The organism is Acrocarpospora macrocephala (genome assembly GCF_009687865.1).
In the GTDB taxonomy this organism is placed as follows: domain Bacteria; phylum Actinomycetota; class Actinomycetes; order Streptosporangiales; family Streptosporangiaceae; genus Acrocarpospora; species Acrocarpospora macrocephala.
The window spans coordinates 64,212-79,937 of sequence record NZ_BLAE01000055.1 but is presented as its reverse complement, the minus strand read 5'-3'; the positions used below and the strand labels follow the sequence as shown (position 1 = coordinate 79,937).

Annotated in this window: 11 protein-coding genes and 1 pseudogene; 3 read left to right on the top strand and 9 right to left on the bottom strand. The window is 68.4% G+C overall.

Going from position 1 to position 15,726, the window contains the following annotated elements:
• Window positions 1-125 precede the first annotated feature (125 nt).
• Together Amac_RS38740 and Amac_RS38735 are read right to left on the bottom strand one after the other, a co-directional pair.
• Window positions 126-779, bottom strand: coding sequence for a M15 family metallopeptidase (locus Amac_RS38740; protein ID WP_155359399.1), 654 nt, complete (start codon window positions 777-779; stop codon window positions 126-128).
• Window positions 780-845: 66 nt separating this feature from the next.
• The gene (locus Amac_RS38735; RefSeq protein WP_155359398.1) at window positions 846-1,781 is read right to left on the bottom strand and encodes a CHAP domain-containing protein; all 936 of its coding nucleotides are present in this window, start codon (window positions 1,779-1,781) and stop codon (window positions 846-848) included.
• Between the two features lie 163 nt (window positions 1,782-1,944).
• On the opposite strand from Amac_RS38735, the gene Amac_RS38730 reads away from it, so the two are divergent.
• Both Amac_RS38730 and hisC read left to right on the top strand, forming a co-directional pair.
• Entirely contained in the window at window positions 1,945-2,394 is a 450-nt protein-coding gene (locus Amac_RS38730; RefSeq protein ID WP_155350543.1) for a hypothetical protein, read from the top strand.
• A gap of 81 nt (window positions 2,395-2,475) precedes the next feature.
• Window positions 2,476-3,537 (top strand): histidinol-phosphate transaminase, encoded by a 1,062-nt coding sequence (gene hisC / locus Amac_RS38725; protein ID WP_155359397.1) that lies wholly within the window; start codon window positions 2,476-2,478, stop codon window positions 3,535-3,537.
• A gap of 27 nt (window positions 3,538-3,564) precedes the next feature.
• On the opposite strand, the pseudogene Amac_RS38720 reads toward hisC, so the two are convergent.
• From Amac_RS38720 to purD, 5 genes and pseudogenes are all read right to left on the bottom strand, one after another.
• Window positions 3,565-4,419, bottom strand: a pseudogene (locus Amac_RS38720) (EamA family transporter); the annotation flags it as partial.
• An 87-nt stretch (window positions 4,420-4,506) separates the two neighbouring features.
• A complete protein-coding gene (locus Amac_RS38715) occupies window positions 4,507-5,799 on the bottom strand; it encodes a transcriptional regulator (protein WP_155350545.1) in 1,293 nt (430 codons plus the stop codon).
• 251 nt (window positions 5,800-6,050) lie between these two features.
• On the bottom strand, window positions 6,051-7,322 hold the full coding sequence (gene murA, locus Amac_RS38710; RefSeq protein ID WP_155359396.1) for a UDP-N-acetylglucosamine 1-carboxyvinyltransferase: 1,272 nt from the start codon (window positions 7,320-7,322) through the stop codon (window positions 6,051-6,053).
• 101 nt (window positions 7,323-7,423) lie between these two features.
• Window positions 7,424-8,260, bottom strand: a complete 837-nt coding sequence (locus Amac_RS38705; RefSeq protein ID WP_155359395.1) for a phosphoribosylaminoimidazolesuccinocarboxamide synthase — start codon at window positions 8,258-8,260, stop codon at window positions 7,424-7,426.
• A complete protein-coding gene (gene purD, locus Amac_RS38700) occupies window positions 8,257-9,501 on the bottom strand; it encodes a phosphoribosylamine--glycine ligase (protein ID WP_155359394.1) in 1,245 nt (414 codons plus the stop codon). The genes Amac_RS38705 and purD overlap by 4 nt, the downstream gene beginning before the upstream one ends.
• Before the next feature lie 365 nt (window positions 9,502-9,866).
• On the opposite strand from purD, the gene Amac_RS38695 reads away from it, so the two are divergent.
• Window positions 9,867-10,925: a magnesium and cobalt transport protein CorA gene (locus Amac_RS38695; RefSeq protein WP_246268995.1), complete on the top strand. Its 1,059-nt coding sequence runs from the start codon at window positions 9,867-9,869 to the stop codon at window positions 10,923-10,925.
• A 174-nt stretch (window positions 10,926-11,099) separates the two neighbouring features.
• Here the strand turns inward: Amac_RS38695 and Amac_RS55540 are convergent, their stop codons facing one another.
• A complete protein-coding gene (locus Amac_RS55540; protein ID WP_155359392.1) occupies window positions 11,100-13,700 on the bottom strand; it encodes a helix-turn-helix domain-containing protein in 2,601 nt (866 codons plus the stop codon).
• A 581-nt stretch (window positions 13,701-14,281) separates the two neighbouring features.
• A complete protein-coding gene (locus Amac_RS38685; protein WP_170322875.1) occupies window positions 14,282-15,634 on the bottom strand; it encodes an NYN domain-containing protein in 1,353 nt (450 codons plus the stop codon).
• Window positions 15,635-15,726: the final 92 nt, after the last annotated feature.

Below are 15,726 nucleotides of genomic sequence, written 5' to 3'. Positions count from 1 at the left end.
CCCACCCTTGGTTTCCTTCCGGGCTCCGCCCGGACCCGTCATCTCCGTGGTTGCCCAGGGCAATGGCAGCCATTCGTGGTTACCTATGGCAGCGGCAGCCATGATGCGGTGGTCCCGATGCGAGTTCACGGCCACTCGACCGGCGCATAAAGGGCCGCCTTCGCGCCGGACAGAGTCGCCCAGTAGCGGTCGCCGTACGACCAATGCCACCACTCAGTCGGATAGTTGACGAGGCCCGAAGCCGTGAGAGTGGTGGTCAGGATGGTGCGGTTTTCGCGGGCGGCTGGGGAGAGGTCGGGTGCGTTGGTGTAGCAGGCGTTGGCGCTTTCTTCGGGGCTGGCGTTGACGTCGGTGCCCATGGGGAGTTCGGTGCCGTCGTCGGTGCAGAGGGTGAGGTCGATGGCGCCTCCGCAGACGTGTGGTCCGACGGCGGGTGGGGCCAGGGACCGGGAGGCTTGTACGAAGACGTAGTCCTCCGGCCAGTCGGGATTGTTATCCCGGAGCTCAGCCGCGTACTCATCGAAGTACCGAACCTGGAGCCACAACGGTCGGTACGCCTCGACGACCAGGAACCGGAGCCCGGCGGGTAACCGTCCCTGGGCGGTCGCGACGCGTTCGGCGACTCCCTGTCTGAGTCTCGTGTAGGCGCCCGCCTTGTCGGCCAGCCGATCGTCGATCCGTACACCGGGAATATCGCGCACATCCACCAGCGGTTCGCCGCACTCCTGCACCGGCATCGAGGCGACTCTCGGGTCGGACATGAGGATGATCTCTCGCATGATCTTGTCTCCGTACATGGGGAAGCGCCGGTGGGCGTCGGGACGCCCACCGGCAGAGAATGGGGGTCAGCAGTCAGGGATCACCACTCCGCTGTTGTCCTTGGCTTCGTCATTGCCCCACCGCGAGAGGTAGTAGGCGGACACGTACTGGTTCTGCCACGGGCTGCCACTGTCCAGGTCGGTCCGCAGCCACCAGTGGTTGTAGGCCCCGCTGACCTGCACGATCGGCCCCCACACCTTGCAGTACACGTAGTTGGTGCCCGCGTTCAGCGTCCCGGTCCTGGTCCCGCCGGGCGTGGAGTAACCGGCTGCCGCGGCGAAGGTGTCGACCCAGTACTTCCCAGGCGCCGGCGGCTGCGTGGGCGTCGACCCCACCCCGACGGGCGCGCTGTAGCCGACGATGCTGGCCGAGGACCGCGTGTAGCTACGCGCCCGGGTCATGCTCGGAGTGCCGCTGTTGCCCTCGATCGTGAACACGGTGCTCGCGTTGGCGGAGCTCACGATCCCGACGTGGTTGATCACCCCGTCGCCTTCCCAGTCGAACACGACCGCGTCCCCGGGCTGCGGCGTATATCCGCTGCTACGCGTGTGCCACGTCCCGTACGTCGTGCCGTAGTCCTTGAACGAGGCCGCGACTCCGGTGAGGACGCCCCCGCTGCCCTCCGCGATGTTGGCGTAGGTGACCCCGGCGTTCTTCCAGACATACTTCGCGAAGTCCGCGCACCAGTCACTTTCCCGCCAGCGAACACCATCGGTGGTCGGACACGCCGCCGTCGCCGGCTTCCAAGTCCTGAAATATCCGGTGTAGTAGTTACACACGCCCCACTGACCCTGCGGCCCCGCGCCATAGTTACGTGAAGCGTTGTTGAGTTCGGTCTGCGCCACGGACACGATCTGCGCGCGGGTCACCGCCGCGGACGCCGGCGCCGCCGCGATCGTGACCAGTCCGGCGGCCACGACGAGTGCGGTCGCGGCGCCGCTGATGAGCTGCCTGAGTGCCATCGGATCCCCCTCGGGGTGCGGTTCGATGCTTGGACTCTCCACCGCCCCGCTCCAAATAGCCTCCAGAGCCGCTATAAGCCCCTCTCAGCCCCAGCTGAAGCAGATCTGGAGCAATAGGACGGAAGCTCCTCAACGTCAGCCAGAAACGACTGAGGAGGATCCCATGAAGATCACCAGCCGCAAGGGGGCTCTGGCCGTCGGAGCCGTGTTCGCCGCCGCCGCGATCGTGTCCGTCGGGGGCTCGGCCGCGAGCGCGACCCAGGCCGACTGCGCCTCGTGGCCGAACCCGGGCAGCGCCACCGGCACGAGCACCGTCTACCGCCAGGACGCCGGCCGCTTCGGCACCTACGTCGAGCTCAGGAAGGGCACGCTCAACGGTCAGCAGATCGGCTGGGCGCGCATCACCGGCACCACCAAGAAGGGCGACGGCGTCTGGATGGACGTGAGCAACAACGGCGGCGCCAGCTGGACCCAGTGCGGCCCCTACCTGGTGGACGCCGACGGCGGCGTCCCCTACACCCGCGGCTACGCCACCAGCAGCTCGGCCAGCCGGGTGTTCCGCGCCTGCGGCCGCGTCACCGGCGCGTACTCCGTCTGCGGCCCCTGGTGGTAAAAGTGGTGCTTCCCGGCCCTCGATCGAGGGCCGGGTTCACCCGTTAAGGTGGGCATACACCACATTCTCAAGGGGTACGCAATGCCGAAGTTCCGCGCCGTCTTCGACACCATGGTGGCCTACAAGCCGGGCCAGGCCGTCGTCGCGCCGGACGGCCGGTCCTTCAAGCTCTCCTCCAACGAGTCGCCCGAGCCGCCGCTCCCCAGCGTGGTCCGCGCGATCGCGGAGGCGGCCACCCAGATCCACCGCTACCCGGACCCAGCCGCCCGTCAGCTGATCGAAGCCCTTTCCGTGCGGTACGGCGTGCCCCCCGAGCACATCGCCCTCGGCGCGGGCTCGGTCACCGTGGCCCAGCAGCTGTTCGAGGCTGTCGGCGACCCCGGCGCCGAAGTGATCTACGCCTGGCGCTCGTTCGAGGCCTACCCGCTCCTGGCCGACCTGGCCGGGGTCACCTCGGTCCGCGTCCCGCTCAAGGACGAGACGCACGACCTGGACGCGATGGCCGACGCGATCACCCGGAACACCCGCATGATCTTCGTCTGCAACCCGAACAACCCGACCGGCACGGTCAACCGGGACGGCGAGCTCAAACGTTTCCTGGACCGCGTCCCCGACCACGTCCTGGTCATCCTGGACGAGGCCTACCGGGAGTATGTCCGCGACGCCGACGTGCCCGACGGCCTGACGATCTACCGCGACCGCGCGAACGTGGCCGTCCTGCGCACGTTCTCCAAGGCGTACGGCTTGGCGGGCCTGCGGGTCGGCTACCTGATCGGCCAGGAGCCGGTCGCCGCAGCCGTGCGCAAGGCGATGGTGCCGTTCGCCGTCAACCACCTCGCCCAGGCCGCCGCCGTGGCCTCACTCCAGGCCGAGCAGGAGCTGCTGGCCCGGGTGGAGACCGTCGTCGCCGAGCGGACCCGGGTGCGCGACGCGCTAATCGCCCAGGGCTGGGCTGTTCCGCAGAGCGAGGCCAACTTCGTCTGGCTCCGCCTCGCCGCCGACACCCCCGCTTTCGCCGAGACCTGCGCCGCCGCCGGAGTCGCCGTACGGCCGTTCGGCACCGAGGGCGCCCGCGTCTCCATCGGCGACCGCGAGGCCAACGACGCCTTCCTCGCCGCCGCCGCGGCCTTCCGGAGCGCGTGAGCCCCGCTCGGTGGACACCACCAGCGCGACCCCGGCCACGATCAGCAGCCCGGCGGCCACCATCGGCACGGTCACCCCTTCGCTCAGCACGAGCACGCCGAGGATGACGGCCACCACCGGGTTCACGTACGCATAGGTGGACACCAGCGAGATCGGTGCGTTGCCGAGCAGCCAGACATACGACGTGAACCCGACCAGCGACCCCACCACGACCAGGTAGCCGAGCGCCAGCCAGGACCGCGCCGAGACGTCCGCGAGCACCAGGTGCTCCCCGGCGAGGGTCCCGACCAGCAGTAACCCGGCCCCGCCGGCGGCCATCTCGACCGTGCTCGCCATGAAGACGTTCTTCGGCATCGGGATCCGCGCGGTCAGGAACGATCCGATCGACCATGAGAACGAGGCGAACAGGATCACCACGACCCCGACGGCTGACCCCGATCCGCCACCGTCCAGCGACAGAACGGCAACCCCAACGAATCCGACCAGAACCCCGGTTAGGGTCAGCGCGGCCGGACGATCACGGAAAACCACCCGCAGGACGATCAGCCACAGCGGGGTGGAGGCCACCAGGAGCGCCGCCAGACCGGTGGAGATGTACTGCTCGGCCACGGCGACCATGCCGTTGCCCCCGGTCAGCAGGAGCACGCCGACCAGCGCGGCGCCGCCGATCTGGTGCCAGGTCATGCGGAAGGGCTGCTTGCCGTGCCGTACCAGCAGGAACGTGCCGAGGATGAGCGCGGCCGTGACGAATCGCAGCCCGGAGCTGAGCATCGGGGGCATGGTCTCGATGGCGATGGCGATGCCGAGATATGTCGATCCCCACACCACGTAAACGGTGGCAAGCGCGATCCAGACGCGAATGTCACGAGTGTCCTGGCCCATGGCTGATGACAATAGCGATGGGTCCGGACATTTCCTGACGTCGGGGTCGGGTGGGCACGTCCCCACGACATGCCCACCCGATCCGTACTACCGGTTGAGCTTCTCGACGATCAGCCGGTACAGCTGCCGGGGGCGGCCCGGCTGCGGTGTGCGATTCGGCGGAAGCGGCCACGCGAGTCCCTCGTCGACCAGCGTGCGCAACAACCGCCGAGCCGTACGCGGCGTGACGCCGAGCATCTTCCCGGCCCCTTCCGCGTCCACGACCGTGTCCCCGCCCTCCAGCTTGGCGGCCAGCCGGGCGAGCACCTCCACCCCTTTGGGCTTGACCGGGCCCGCCGACTGCGGTGGCATCCGGGGCGGCGGGACGAGCGCCCGTCCCTCCCGGTCCACCGCGAACCCCTGCGCCTGCTTGCCCGCCTGGGTCCTGGCCAGCGCGGCTCTGGCGTGGGTCTCCGCGTCATGGGTCGTACGGCCCATGCCGACCCCCACCTCGACCGCCAGGCCGAGCTCGTCCCGGATCCGCGCGGCGAACGGCAACACGCGGAAGCCGTCCGTCGCCCCGGCGATCGAGCCCCGGGTGGCGACCACGAGATAGCTGTGGTCGTCGATCGGCCACACGCTCGCGTTGATCCGGTTGGCCTCCTGCACCAGCAGGCGATGCAGCGACAGGCGCAGCTCGTCCCGCCAGTACCGTGGTGCCGCCCTGCGCACCGGTTCCCGCAGCGTCGGCACCTCGACCAGGATGACGGTGAGCTGCGACTCTTCGAGCCGGTGGTGCGCGCCGAGCAGCGCGGCCGTGTGTAACGCGGTCCTGACCGCGGCCGAGGTCGGCCGGATCCTGACCGCGGGGATGCCCGCGGCCGTCAGCCGGTCCGCGACCCCGGGAATGCAGGTCAGCGCGCCGGTTGAGGCCCCCTGCCGGACCAGCCGCTCGTGGAACGCCGCGATGGTGCCGGTGGCGCCGGGTTCGTCCCGGCTGTGCACCTCCGCCGCGGACAGTCCCAGATCGGCGTAGGCCTCATCGATCTCCGAGCGGTTGAGCACGTCCACGCTCACCCGCCGGGGGTCGATGCGGTCGTCCAGTGCGGCCCGGGCGATCGCCGCGGTCAGCGCGGCGCCGCCGAGTTGCACGTGCGTGGCCGGCATGGTCAGTACGCCGGACCGCCGGGCCAGTTCGTAGGGAATCGGGCTGGCGAAGAGGCAGGCGTCTACGCCACCGAGTCTGGTTACTTTGTCTGAGGCCTCCTGTTCGTCGCGATAGGCAGCGGCCACCAGGCGACAGGGCACCGGTGCCGCCGAGTGGCCCATGAGCATCACCCGCTCGACGAGGTCATGGGGCCCCACCACACCGATGGTGAGGTCCGGCGTCCCAGCGCCCATCCCGGCCCCCACCCGCGATCCGCGTGGAGACTCTTCCGTGCGCTCGACCAATGTTCGTCCCATCCCGCGCGCCTTCGTGGTTTCGCTTCCCCGGAAAGCTCCGGAATCCGCTCCTGGGAAGCTTCTCTTTGGAACGATCGCTCGCAACGGCCGTAATGTCACGCCCGGATTTTCCGGAATACCCATCTGCGATGGCAACAGCGGGGATTACCAACGGTGTTTGGCCTGGTCAGGGCCTTTATGGACGCGGATTACTCGGAAGGGGAAATCTCGCGTTCCACATCCGCGCCGAGCGCCTGCATGCGCGGGGCGAGATCGGCGTGGCCGCGATCGATGAGATAGCCGGTGTCGATTGTCGTCTCGCCCTCGGCGACCAGACCGGCCAGCACAAGTGCGATTCCAGAACGCAGATCATGAGCCGTGACGCGTGTTCCTCGCAATTTAGCCGGACCGTGCACGACGGCGCGGTTCTCGGCCACCGAGATGTTGGCGCCCATCTTGTTGAGTTCGCCCGCCAGCGCGAAACGGCCGTCGAAGATACGCTCGTGAATGTAGCTGGTGCCGCCCGCCAGGCAGGCCAGCGTCATCAGCGGGTTCTGCAGGTCGGTGGCGAAGCCGGGATAGGTGTCGGTGATCACATTGATCGGCCGGATGGGTTCGGCCCGGCTCACCTGCAGCACCGCGCCCTCGTCCTCGAACGCGACGCCCATCTGTTCCAGCTTCCAGCGGGCCACGCCGAGATGCTCCAGCGAGCCGCCGACCAGGTTGACCGAGCCGCCGGTGAGCGCGGCGGCGATCATGAACACGCCCGCGTCGAGCCGGTCCGGCATGACCGTGTGCTCGACCGCGGTCAGCTCGTTCACGCCCTCGACGGTGAGAAAGCCGGTGCCGGCGCCGCGGATGCGGGCGCCCATCCGGGTCAGCATGTGGATGACGTCCAGGACCTCGGGCTCCAGCGCCGCGTTCTCGATCACCGTGGTGCCGCTGGCCAGCGCCGCGGCCATGACCAGGTTCTCGGTGCCGGTGTGCGAGGGAGTGTCCAGGTAGAGGGGCGCGCCGGTCAGCCCGGCCGCCTTGATGTGGATGACGCTGTCGTCCTCGTTGACGATGGCGCCCAGCCGCTTGTAGCCGTTGTAGTGGAAGTCGAGATTGCGGCTGCCGAGGTTGCATCCCCCGACACCCTCGATCACCGCCTCGCCCAGTCGGTGCAGCAGAGCCGGGACGAACAGGACCGAACCGCGGAACCTGCGCGCGATCTCGGCCGGGAGGACGGGGCTGGTCAGTCGCGATGCGTCGATCACCAGGGTGCGCTCGGACTCGTGGAACTGCACCTTGGCACCGATGGCCTCGGCGAGCTCCGTCGCTCGCCGCACGTCTTCGATCGCGGGCACGTTGCGCAGCACGGTGCGGCCCTCGGACGCGAGCAGCGCAGCCCCGATCATGGGCAGCACGGCGTTCTTCGCGCCCTGGATGAAGGCGGTTCCACGCAGTACATTGCCACCGCGTACGCGGTAACGGACCATGAAATGGACTCCTCAGGTGGGGGTGTGGAGGAAGAGGCGGCTGGTGCGGTAGCCGGGTATCGGGCCACAGTAGCCGCTAAGCGGGGCGATTCGCGGGGGAACTACCCGGTGAAGGTGGTTCCGGTCAACCGCTGATAGGCCTCCACATAACGTTCGCGCGTACGTTCGACAATCTCGCCGGGGAGTCGGGGCGGCGGAGCGTCGTTGGCGCGGTCCCAGCCGGACGCCGGGGACGTGAGCCAGTCACGGACGAACTGCTTGTCGAAGGATTCCTGGCTGCGGCCCGGTGACCAGGTATCTTTCGGCCAGAACCGGGATGAATCCGGAGTCAGGACCTCATCGCCCAGGGTCAGCACGCCGTCCGCGTCCCAGCCCAGTTCGATCTTCGTGTCGGCCAGGATGATGCCCCGTTCCAGGGCCCTCTCCGCGCCTCTCCTGTACACGGCGAGGGTGATCTCCCGGAGCTGTTCTGCCACGTCAGAGCCTACTTGTTGGACCACCTGCTGGTACGTCATGGGCTCGTCGTGCTGCCCCACCGGAGCCTTGGTGGAGGGGGTGAAGATGGGTTCGGGGAGCCGCGAACCGTCTTCCAGGCCCTCGGGAAGCGCGACTCCGGAGACCATTCCCGTACGGCGGTAGTCGATCAGTCCCGAGCCGGTCAGATAGCCGCGTGCCACGCATTCCACGGGCACCATGGTGAGCTTGCGGCAGAGGACACTTCGCAGGTCAGGGCCCCTGTCGACCACGTGGTTGGGCACCAGATCCGCGAGTTGCCCGAACCACCAGAGCGACAGCTGCGTGAGGATGGCACCCTTGTCTGGGATGTCGGGTTCGAGGACGTGGTCGAACGCGGAAATGCGGTCCGAGGCGACCATCAGCAGCAGGCCGTCCGGGGTCTCGTAGAGATCTCTGACCTTGCCGGAGTGCACGTGCTTCATGGGCTGTTTTCCCAGGTAGGAGCGGCGATGTCGGTGCGGTGGAAGGCACCCCGCAGGCGGATGCGCGCCACCGCCTCATACGCCTTCGCGCGGGCCTGCGCGAGGTCCTCGCCGGTGCCCACGACGTTGAGTACCCGCCCGCCGTTGGAGACGATCTCCCCGTCGCGCCGTTCGGTGCCCGCGTGCAGCACGTACGCGCCCTCGACTTGGGGCTCCAACCCGGCGATGACGTCGCCTTTTACTGGATTGTCCGGGTAGTTCTCGGCCGCCACGACCACGGTGACCGCCGCGCCTTCCCGGGAGGTAAGTGGCTTCTGACCGGCCAACGCCCCAGTGGCACACGCCAGCAACAGCTGCCCCAGCGGTGTCTCCAGTCGATCTAACACCACTTGGGTTTCCGGGTCGCCGAAACGTGCGTTGAACTCGATGACCCGAGGGCCGTTCGCGGTCAACGCCAGCCCCGCGTACAACACTCCGGTGTACGGAATGCCCCGCCGCCCCAACTCCGCGACCGTCGGCAGCACCACCTCGGCCATGATCCGCTCGGTGAGCCCCGCCGGCGCCCACGGCAGCGGCGTGTACGCCCCCATGCCGCCCGTGTTGGGCCCCTCGTCCCCGTCGTAGGCCCGCTTGAAATCCTGCGCGGGCGGCAACGCGACCGCGCTCTCCCCGTCGCACAGCGCGAACAGCGACACCTCGGGCCCGTCCAGGAACTCCTCCACCACGACCCGCTCGCACGCGGCCGCGTGCGCCAGCGCCGCCGCCCGGTCCCTGGTGACGACGACACCCTTCCCGGCCGCCAGCCCGTCGTCCTTCACCACGTACGGCGGGCCGAACTCCTCCAGCGCCGCCACCACCTGCTCCGGCGTCGTACAGGTGAACGACCGCCCGGTCGGCACCCCCGCCGCGTCCATGATGTGCTTGGCGAAACTCTTGGACCCCTCGATCCTGGCCGCCGCCGCCGACGGCCCGAAGCAGGGGATCCCCCGCTCCCGTACGGCATCCGCGACGCCCGCCACCAGCGGCGCCTCAGGCCCGATCACGACCAGATCCACACCCAGCCGCACGGCCAGCGCGACGACGGCCTCGCTGTCGGTGGGAACCACCTCGTGCCGGGTCGCGATCTCCGCGATCCCCGCGTTACCCGGCGCGCAGTGCACCGCTGAGACGGACGGGTCGAGCTTCAGGCCACGGCACAGGGCATGCTCACGGCCACCGGATCCAACAACGAGAACGCGCACGTGTAGTAAGCCTAGGGGATCGGTCAGGACAGCCAGGATCCACGTCCCTTTTTTGGCAGGTCCTGCATGATCGGCTGGTGAAGCTGGAAGTATCCTGGGAGGAGGCTGCGGTCATGTGTTACTTTTGACCCGCCTATGGTGTCTCTTGGTGATTGGAGGTGGTCCGGGTGAATCCTGGTGATCCTGTCAGTACGTGCAGGCGCACGTACGACGTGCGCAAACCCGACCATTCCAATCAGGTGCCCGAGAGCATGTCCACGCCCTCCAAGGGGTGACTACGTTTTTCGCGTGGAACGTGCTGAGTCGGGCGGGAAGGGACCGCCATGCGCTCCTCCATGCTTTTCCCGCGAATCACCCGTGCTGTCGTGCGTACTGACGCGTCGCTGCCCGAGAAGAAGTTTCCCCGCGCGAGCTCGATCAGTTCGCTGATCGAATTCGGTGCGTACGTCGCAGGCAAGAAGGTCGCCGCCGGCGACATCGCCGACGCGGTGCGGCTCGTCCGCGAGCACAACCACGACAGCCCCCAGCCCACCGCCTACGTGTGGGTCGGCCTCTACGAGCCCGACGCCCCCGAGGTCGAGTGGCTGGCGGAGACCTTCGGCCTGCACCCGCTCGCCGTCGAAGACGCCATCAAGGCCCACCAGCGCCCCAAGGTCGAGCGCTACGGCGACTCCCTCTTCGTGGTGCTCAAGACGGTCGCCTTCGTCGACCCCGAAGCCAAGTCCGCGAGCAGCGAGATCATCGCCACCGGCGAGATCATGGTCTTCGTCGGCCCCGACTTCGTCGTCACCGTCCGGCACGGCGCGCACAGCCCGCTCGCCGACGTCCGCGAGAAGCTCGAGGACAAGCCCAAGCTCCTCAACCGCGGCCCCACCGGCGTGCTGCACGCCATCGCCGACTACGTCGTCGACAAGTACCTCTACGTCGCCGACCAGATGCAGGCCGAACTCGAAGACGTCGAAGCCGCCGTCTTCGCCGAGGTCAGCTCCCGCGACATCAACCGCATCTACCAGCTCAAGCGCGAGATGCTGGAACTCAAGCGCGCCGTCGCCCCGCTGCTGGCGCCCTTCAACGCCCTCCCGCAGCGCCGCATGATCCCGTCAGAGATGCGCGAATACTTCCGCGACGTCGGCGACCACCTCTCCCGCGTCTGCGAGCAGGTGCAGTCCTCCAACGAACTCTCCGACTCCATCCTGCAGGCGGCCCTGGCCCGCACCAACGCCCTGGCCAACGAGGACATGCGCAAGATCTCCTCCTGGGTCGCCATCCTCGCCGTCCCCACCATGATCGCCGGCATCTACGGCATGAACTTCGACCACATGCCAGAAACCCACGAGGTCTGGGGCTACCCCGCCGTCCTATCCGTCATGATCATCGCCTGCACCCTGCTCCACCGCGCCTTCCGCCGCAACGGCTGGCTCTGAACTCGTATTCGACGACAATCTCCACATCGTCTGGGACGCCAAGCACGAAGTGCTTGATCGCTTCAACACCTGCCACCAATTCCGCGAGGGTCTCGCCCGAGACCCCCGATCGGAGGTAGAAGCCGTCAAGCACTTCGTCCTGGATCTGCAGGAGGACGTGCCCGTGATCGTTGATTACGTCGTTGAGCTGTCGGGCAGTTCGGCGGGTGAGTTCGTGCTGATCTCTTGTTCCCGGGCGGTCAGTTGTTCGGTGGCGTACGGAGTGTAGGGGCCCTTGGCTTTGGCTAGGAGGCGGAGTTGGGGCCAGTCTTCCGCGTCGGTGAGTTTTGTTACCAGGAGCCAGCCGGCGTAGTCGCTGCCGTTGTCGGCCATGGTGCGGAGTTCGTTGAGTTTGCCGTCGTTGGCGAGGAGTTGGGCTAGGCGCCAAGCGGCGTCTGAGTTGCCGGATGCGGCGGGGGCGCTGAGTACGGTGATCGCTTCGGCGGTTCGGCCCTGGTCGGTCAGGTGTTCGGCGAGGCGGCGGGCGGCGCGGTAGTCGCCGGAGTTGGCCAGGGAGTGGAGTTCACGTTCGTCGCCGTGGGCGATCAGGGTTTCGATCAGGTCGGTCGTCTGGGTTTCGGAGGGGTGGAGGTTGATGAGGGAGTCGCGCGGCTGGGGGGACTGGATGAGGCGGGAGACGATCTGCTCCTGGGTCAGGGCATAGCGCTGGGCGGTGGTCTGGGCTGTCTCCTGGGCTATCGCCTCACCAGGCTCGGGCGTCAGCGGCAGGGTGTCGGCGAGGATGGATCCGCGCCAGATGTTGTTCGCCTCGTCCTCCTGGCCCATGTGGTAGAGGATGGTGGCGAGTTCCCGTTGCGCCTCGGGGCGCCAGGAACGGAGGATCTGGCGTAGGTGGTCGCGGGCCGGGCGATCTTCCCTGATTCTGCGGATGTAGGCTGCCATCTCGCGCAGTGCCCAGAAGGTGCCGGCTTCGGCGGCTGTCTCCCAGAGCTGGATCGCCTCGTTGGTGCGGCCGTGCCGGTCGAGGAGGCCGGCCAGCTCGCGGGTGGCGCTGTTGTGGCCATCGGCCGTCCACCGCCAGACTGCCAGGGCTTCGTCGACGCGGCCCGCGCGTTCGAGGATGCGGGTCAGCCGGTGGATCGCGTCCGGGCTGGTGTCGTGCCGCCAGAGGTCGAGCGCTTCGTCCACCTGACCGGTTCGTTCGAGCAGCCAGGTGAGCAACGGCTTGGCTTCCGGAGCGCCGGCTTCCACCGCGTGGCGTAGCCAGTGTTCGGCCTCGTCGAGGTCGCCCTGGCGGTCGAGCAGCTCGGCCATGACGATCATGGCGTCGGGGTTGCCCAGTTCGGCCGCGATCCGCCAGACCCTGGCCGCCTGCTCGGTCTGGCCCTGGCGTTCGAACCGGTCGGCGAGCTTCCATAGGGTGAACATGTCGCCGGTGCGCACCGCCGCCTTGACCCAGTCGTCGGCGGGGTGCGGGTCGCGGGCGGTCGCGTTGAGCCATACGTGCCGCGCGGTGTCCAGCGAACCCCCGAGCGCCTGGACGAAACGTTCGGTGAATTCCCAGGCCGGGATCTGCGCGCCGGAGAGCACGGAGGCGATGTAGGTATGGCTGTAGCGGATCTGCGCCGCGATCGTGCGCAGGGGTGGCGTGCCCGCTTCAGCGCGTAGATGCAGGAGATACGCCGTGTACTGCTCGCGGCCCTGGGTCGCCGTCCCGGCGCCGATCTTCCGCCGGGCCCCGCGCAGCCGGTTCTCCACGGCCGCGCGTGAGGTTTCCAGGATCTCCGCGACCTCGCGCAGCTCGTACCCGGCGCCGCGCAGGTAGGCCATCTGGGCCGTCGGGAGATCAAGGCCGCTGAGCAGGTCGATCGCGCTCATCCTGGCGACGACCGTCTCCGCCACGTCGGTGTGGTCCCGGCTGTCCGACTGGTACGCCTCGGCAAGGCGCACCGGCCGGTCCCGCGCGCTGGTTGTCTTCGCCGTGAGCCGGTCGGTGAGACACCGCACCCACTCCCTCAGGTCGGCGACGAGAGAGAGATCGCGCCACAGCTGGTAGGCGGCCAGCAGCACGTCCTGGGCGATATCCGCTTCGTCGTCGGCAGTCAGGCCGGTGAGCCGGACCCGCCTGATGATCCACTCCCTCCCCAGCGGATAGAACTCCTCGTACAAGTGCGGGATCCAGGTCGCGTGCCGGATGCTCTGGTCGGCGAGGAGCCGGCGGCGCCTCCATTCGTGCTGGTCACCCCCGCAGGCGCGGACGATCGCCACCACCAGTTGCGGAGACGGCAGGCTACGGCCGGACAGCGCGTCGGAGATCGCCGCGGGGCTGTACCCGGCGCGGGACGAGATCGCCCGCAGGGAAAGGGTGCCCGCGCTGGCGCGGAGGGCGCGCAGCGCTGCGGCGAAGGCCCGGATGACCTGCTCGGACGTGACTTTGCTGCCCGGCCGGGGTTCTGGCGAGGCGGCCACGATGGGCGGCTCGCTCGCCAGCGGGGAGACGGCCGGGTCGCGGCGGCGCAGGGCGACCTCGGCCTCTTCCCGTCCGGTCGAGGTCAGCTGGTAGTAGCGGCGGCGGGGACCGCGGCCGCGATGGCTGTCCGACTCCCAGGAGGCTTCCAGCCAACCGAGGGATTCGAGCCGGGCCAGCAACGGGTACACCGTCCCGGTCGGACGTTTGACCCTGGCGGAGATCTGGAGCCCATATACCTTGCCGTCACCGGCGAGGGCTTCCAGCACATCGAGGGTCGCGTTTGTAAGACGGACGACTTTACTCATCAGCGAATACCATCTAGCTATATAGATATAGAGCGCGATGTTCAGTCGTCACGATGTAATAGGTGACGACACAACTGGGCGAGGGTCCCGGGTGTCAGTTGGCGCTGTGTCCGGAACCCCCGCCTTTCAGCGGTTTGCCGCTAGCTGGCCCGAGCTGCTACTCGGGCCAGCTGTCGCGGATGGTGATGTAAAGCCTGATAAGCACGGTTGCACCGGTGCCGATCCGCACCACCCGACGAAGCCAGCGGCGGCGGTGATCACCTCGACCGGGAGCCGGGCCTTCCGGTTCCGGGCTTTCGCAGTCCGGTTCCGGCGTTCCATCCCCTTTGGGCGACTTATCCACCGATTACCTCACTTTGCTCGCGTATCCATGGAATCGAGAACCGATCCCGCGGGAACCGGTTTCATTTCTGTGGACACGCGCTCAAAGAGTGCAAACCAAAGCGTAGCCTGCCTTTGAGACGGTGGGGGCAGCACAACAGAACGTTGCGGTAGTACTTCACGCAGGAATGGCGCTAAATCCCCATAATTCGGCACATATTCAGGCCGATTGTCAAAGGGACGCCGGCGCGGGATCCCGGTTAGCGGCGGGCGCGTTCTAGGGCGTCCCAGAAGCCGCGGCGGAGGGCGTGGCGGACCTCGTCGTGGAGGAGGAAGTCGATGGGGAGGGAGGAGCCCTGGAGGAGGCGGGCTTCTAGGTCGGAGGGCATGCGGGGTTTGCGGGCCAGGACGGCTTCGAGCCAGAGGGCGGGGGCGTCACGGGCGATCGAGTCGCCGAAGTCGTGGCCCTCTTTGTGGGCGGCTTTGACGGCTTCGGCGAGGGTGGTGGTGCCGGCGCTGTGGTTGATGGGGGACGGCTGAGGGCCGGTGTAGGGGCCTAGCTGGGTGGCGGGGAAGCTGCCGGTGTTGGTGTCGCGGTAGTGGTTGACCGGGTTGGCCGGCGCGCTGCTGGGGGTGTCGCGGTACTGGGCGACCGCGTTTCCCGGGGCGCTGTGGTTGCCGGTGCTGCTTTCCCGGTACTGGGTCAGGCTGTTGCCGGGCGCGCTGTGACTCCCGGTGGGGGATTCGCGGTACGGCGTGATGCTGTTTCCCGGCGGCGGGGTGTACTGCGTCTGAGCCACGGGAGCCGGAACCGGAGTGGGCGCGGGGGGCGGCGGCGGTGGCGCGGCCTGGGGTTCCGGTGGGTAGTTGTAGGACGGTTGCGCGGCGGGCGCGGGCCGGGCATGCGACGGGGGCGGGGTCGGCTGGCTCGGCTGCGGCGCGGGCGCGGGTGCGGGTGTCTGCGGCTGGGCCGGCGCCGGGAAGGGGGCCAGCGAAGGGGCTCCGTTGGGCGGCGTGGAGCCGTTGGCCGCGCCGTTGCTCCGGGGCTGGCCGTTCCCGTTGACCTGGGTGTCGACCCCGGTGACCAGATTCACGTACGGCCGGAGGTGGCCGCCGCCGATCTCGATGAGGTCGTCGCACTCCTGGCGGAGCGTCCGCGAGACCGCCCAGCTGCCGTCCGAGGTGATGTGGATGACGGTGACCCGAATGCCAAGATCCTGCGCGTCGCTGACCACCTGGGCGAGATCCTCGTCGCCACTGACCACGACCGCGTCGGCGACCGCGTTGTTGCGGGCCAGCGTCATCAGGTCGCGGTGCACCTGGGCGTCCACACCCTCGCGACGCCCGGGCCGGATCCGGCCGAGTCGGAGTTTGAGGCCGGGAATGTCGGCGAGCACGTCATGCTCCGGCGTGCGGCGGCCTTCGACCGTGGCCTCGTACCAGTAGCAGCGCAGTAACGGCAGCCCGGTGCGTTCCCTGGACAGGCTGGTGAGCAGCTGGAGTAAGCCGGGATAGTCCCACGCGACGGCCTCACGATGGCGGGTCCCATGCACGGCCATCGCGCCATCCGCCAGCAGGTAGCCAGCGTCAACGAAAAGCGCGCAGCGATCCACGCGACACCGCCCTTCCTCACGTGGCCATCTCAGGGTAATCATGCCGGTGAACGCGCGTGGATGAATCCCGGCGATTCAGCCCTGATGTCCGA

What these genes read in the sequence shown, in the direction of transcription:
- Amac_RS38740 (WP_155359399.1), bottom strand. Translation starts at nt 779, where the DNA reads ATGCGAGAGATCATCCTCATGTCCGACCCGAGAGTCGCCTCGATGCCG.
- Amac_RS38715 (WP_155350545.1), bottom strand. Translation starts at nt 5,799, where the DNA reads ATGGGCGCTGGGACGCCGGACCTCACCATCGGTGTGGTGGGGCCCCAT.
- Amac_RS38735 (WP_155359398.1), bottom strand. Translation starts at nt 1,781, where the DNA reads ATGGCACTCAGGCAGCTCATCAGCGGCGCCGCGACCGCACTCGTCGTG.
- Amac_RS38730 (WP_155350543.1), top strand. Translation starts at nt 1,945, where the DNA reads ATGAAGATCACCAGCCGCAAGGGGGCTCTGGCCGTCGGAGCCGTGTTC.
- Amac_RS55540 (WP_155359392.1), bottom strand. Translation starts at nt 13,700, where the DNA reads ATGAGTAAAGTCGTCCGTCTTACAAACGCGACCCTCGATGTGCTGGAA.
- murA (WP_155359396.1), bottom strand. Translation starts at nt 7,322, where the DNA reads ATGGTCCGTTACCGCGTACGCGGTGGCAATGTACTGCGTGGAACCGCC.
- Amac_RS38705 (WP_155359395.1), bottom strand. Translation starts at nt 8,260, where the DNA reads ATGAAGCACGTGCACTCCGGCAAGGTCAGAGATCTCTACGAGACCCCG.
- hisC (WP_155359397.1), top strand. Translation starts at nt 2,476, where the DNA reads ATGCCGAAGTTCCGCGCCGTCTTCGACACCATGGTGGCCTACAAGCCG.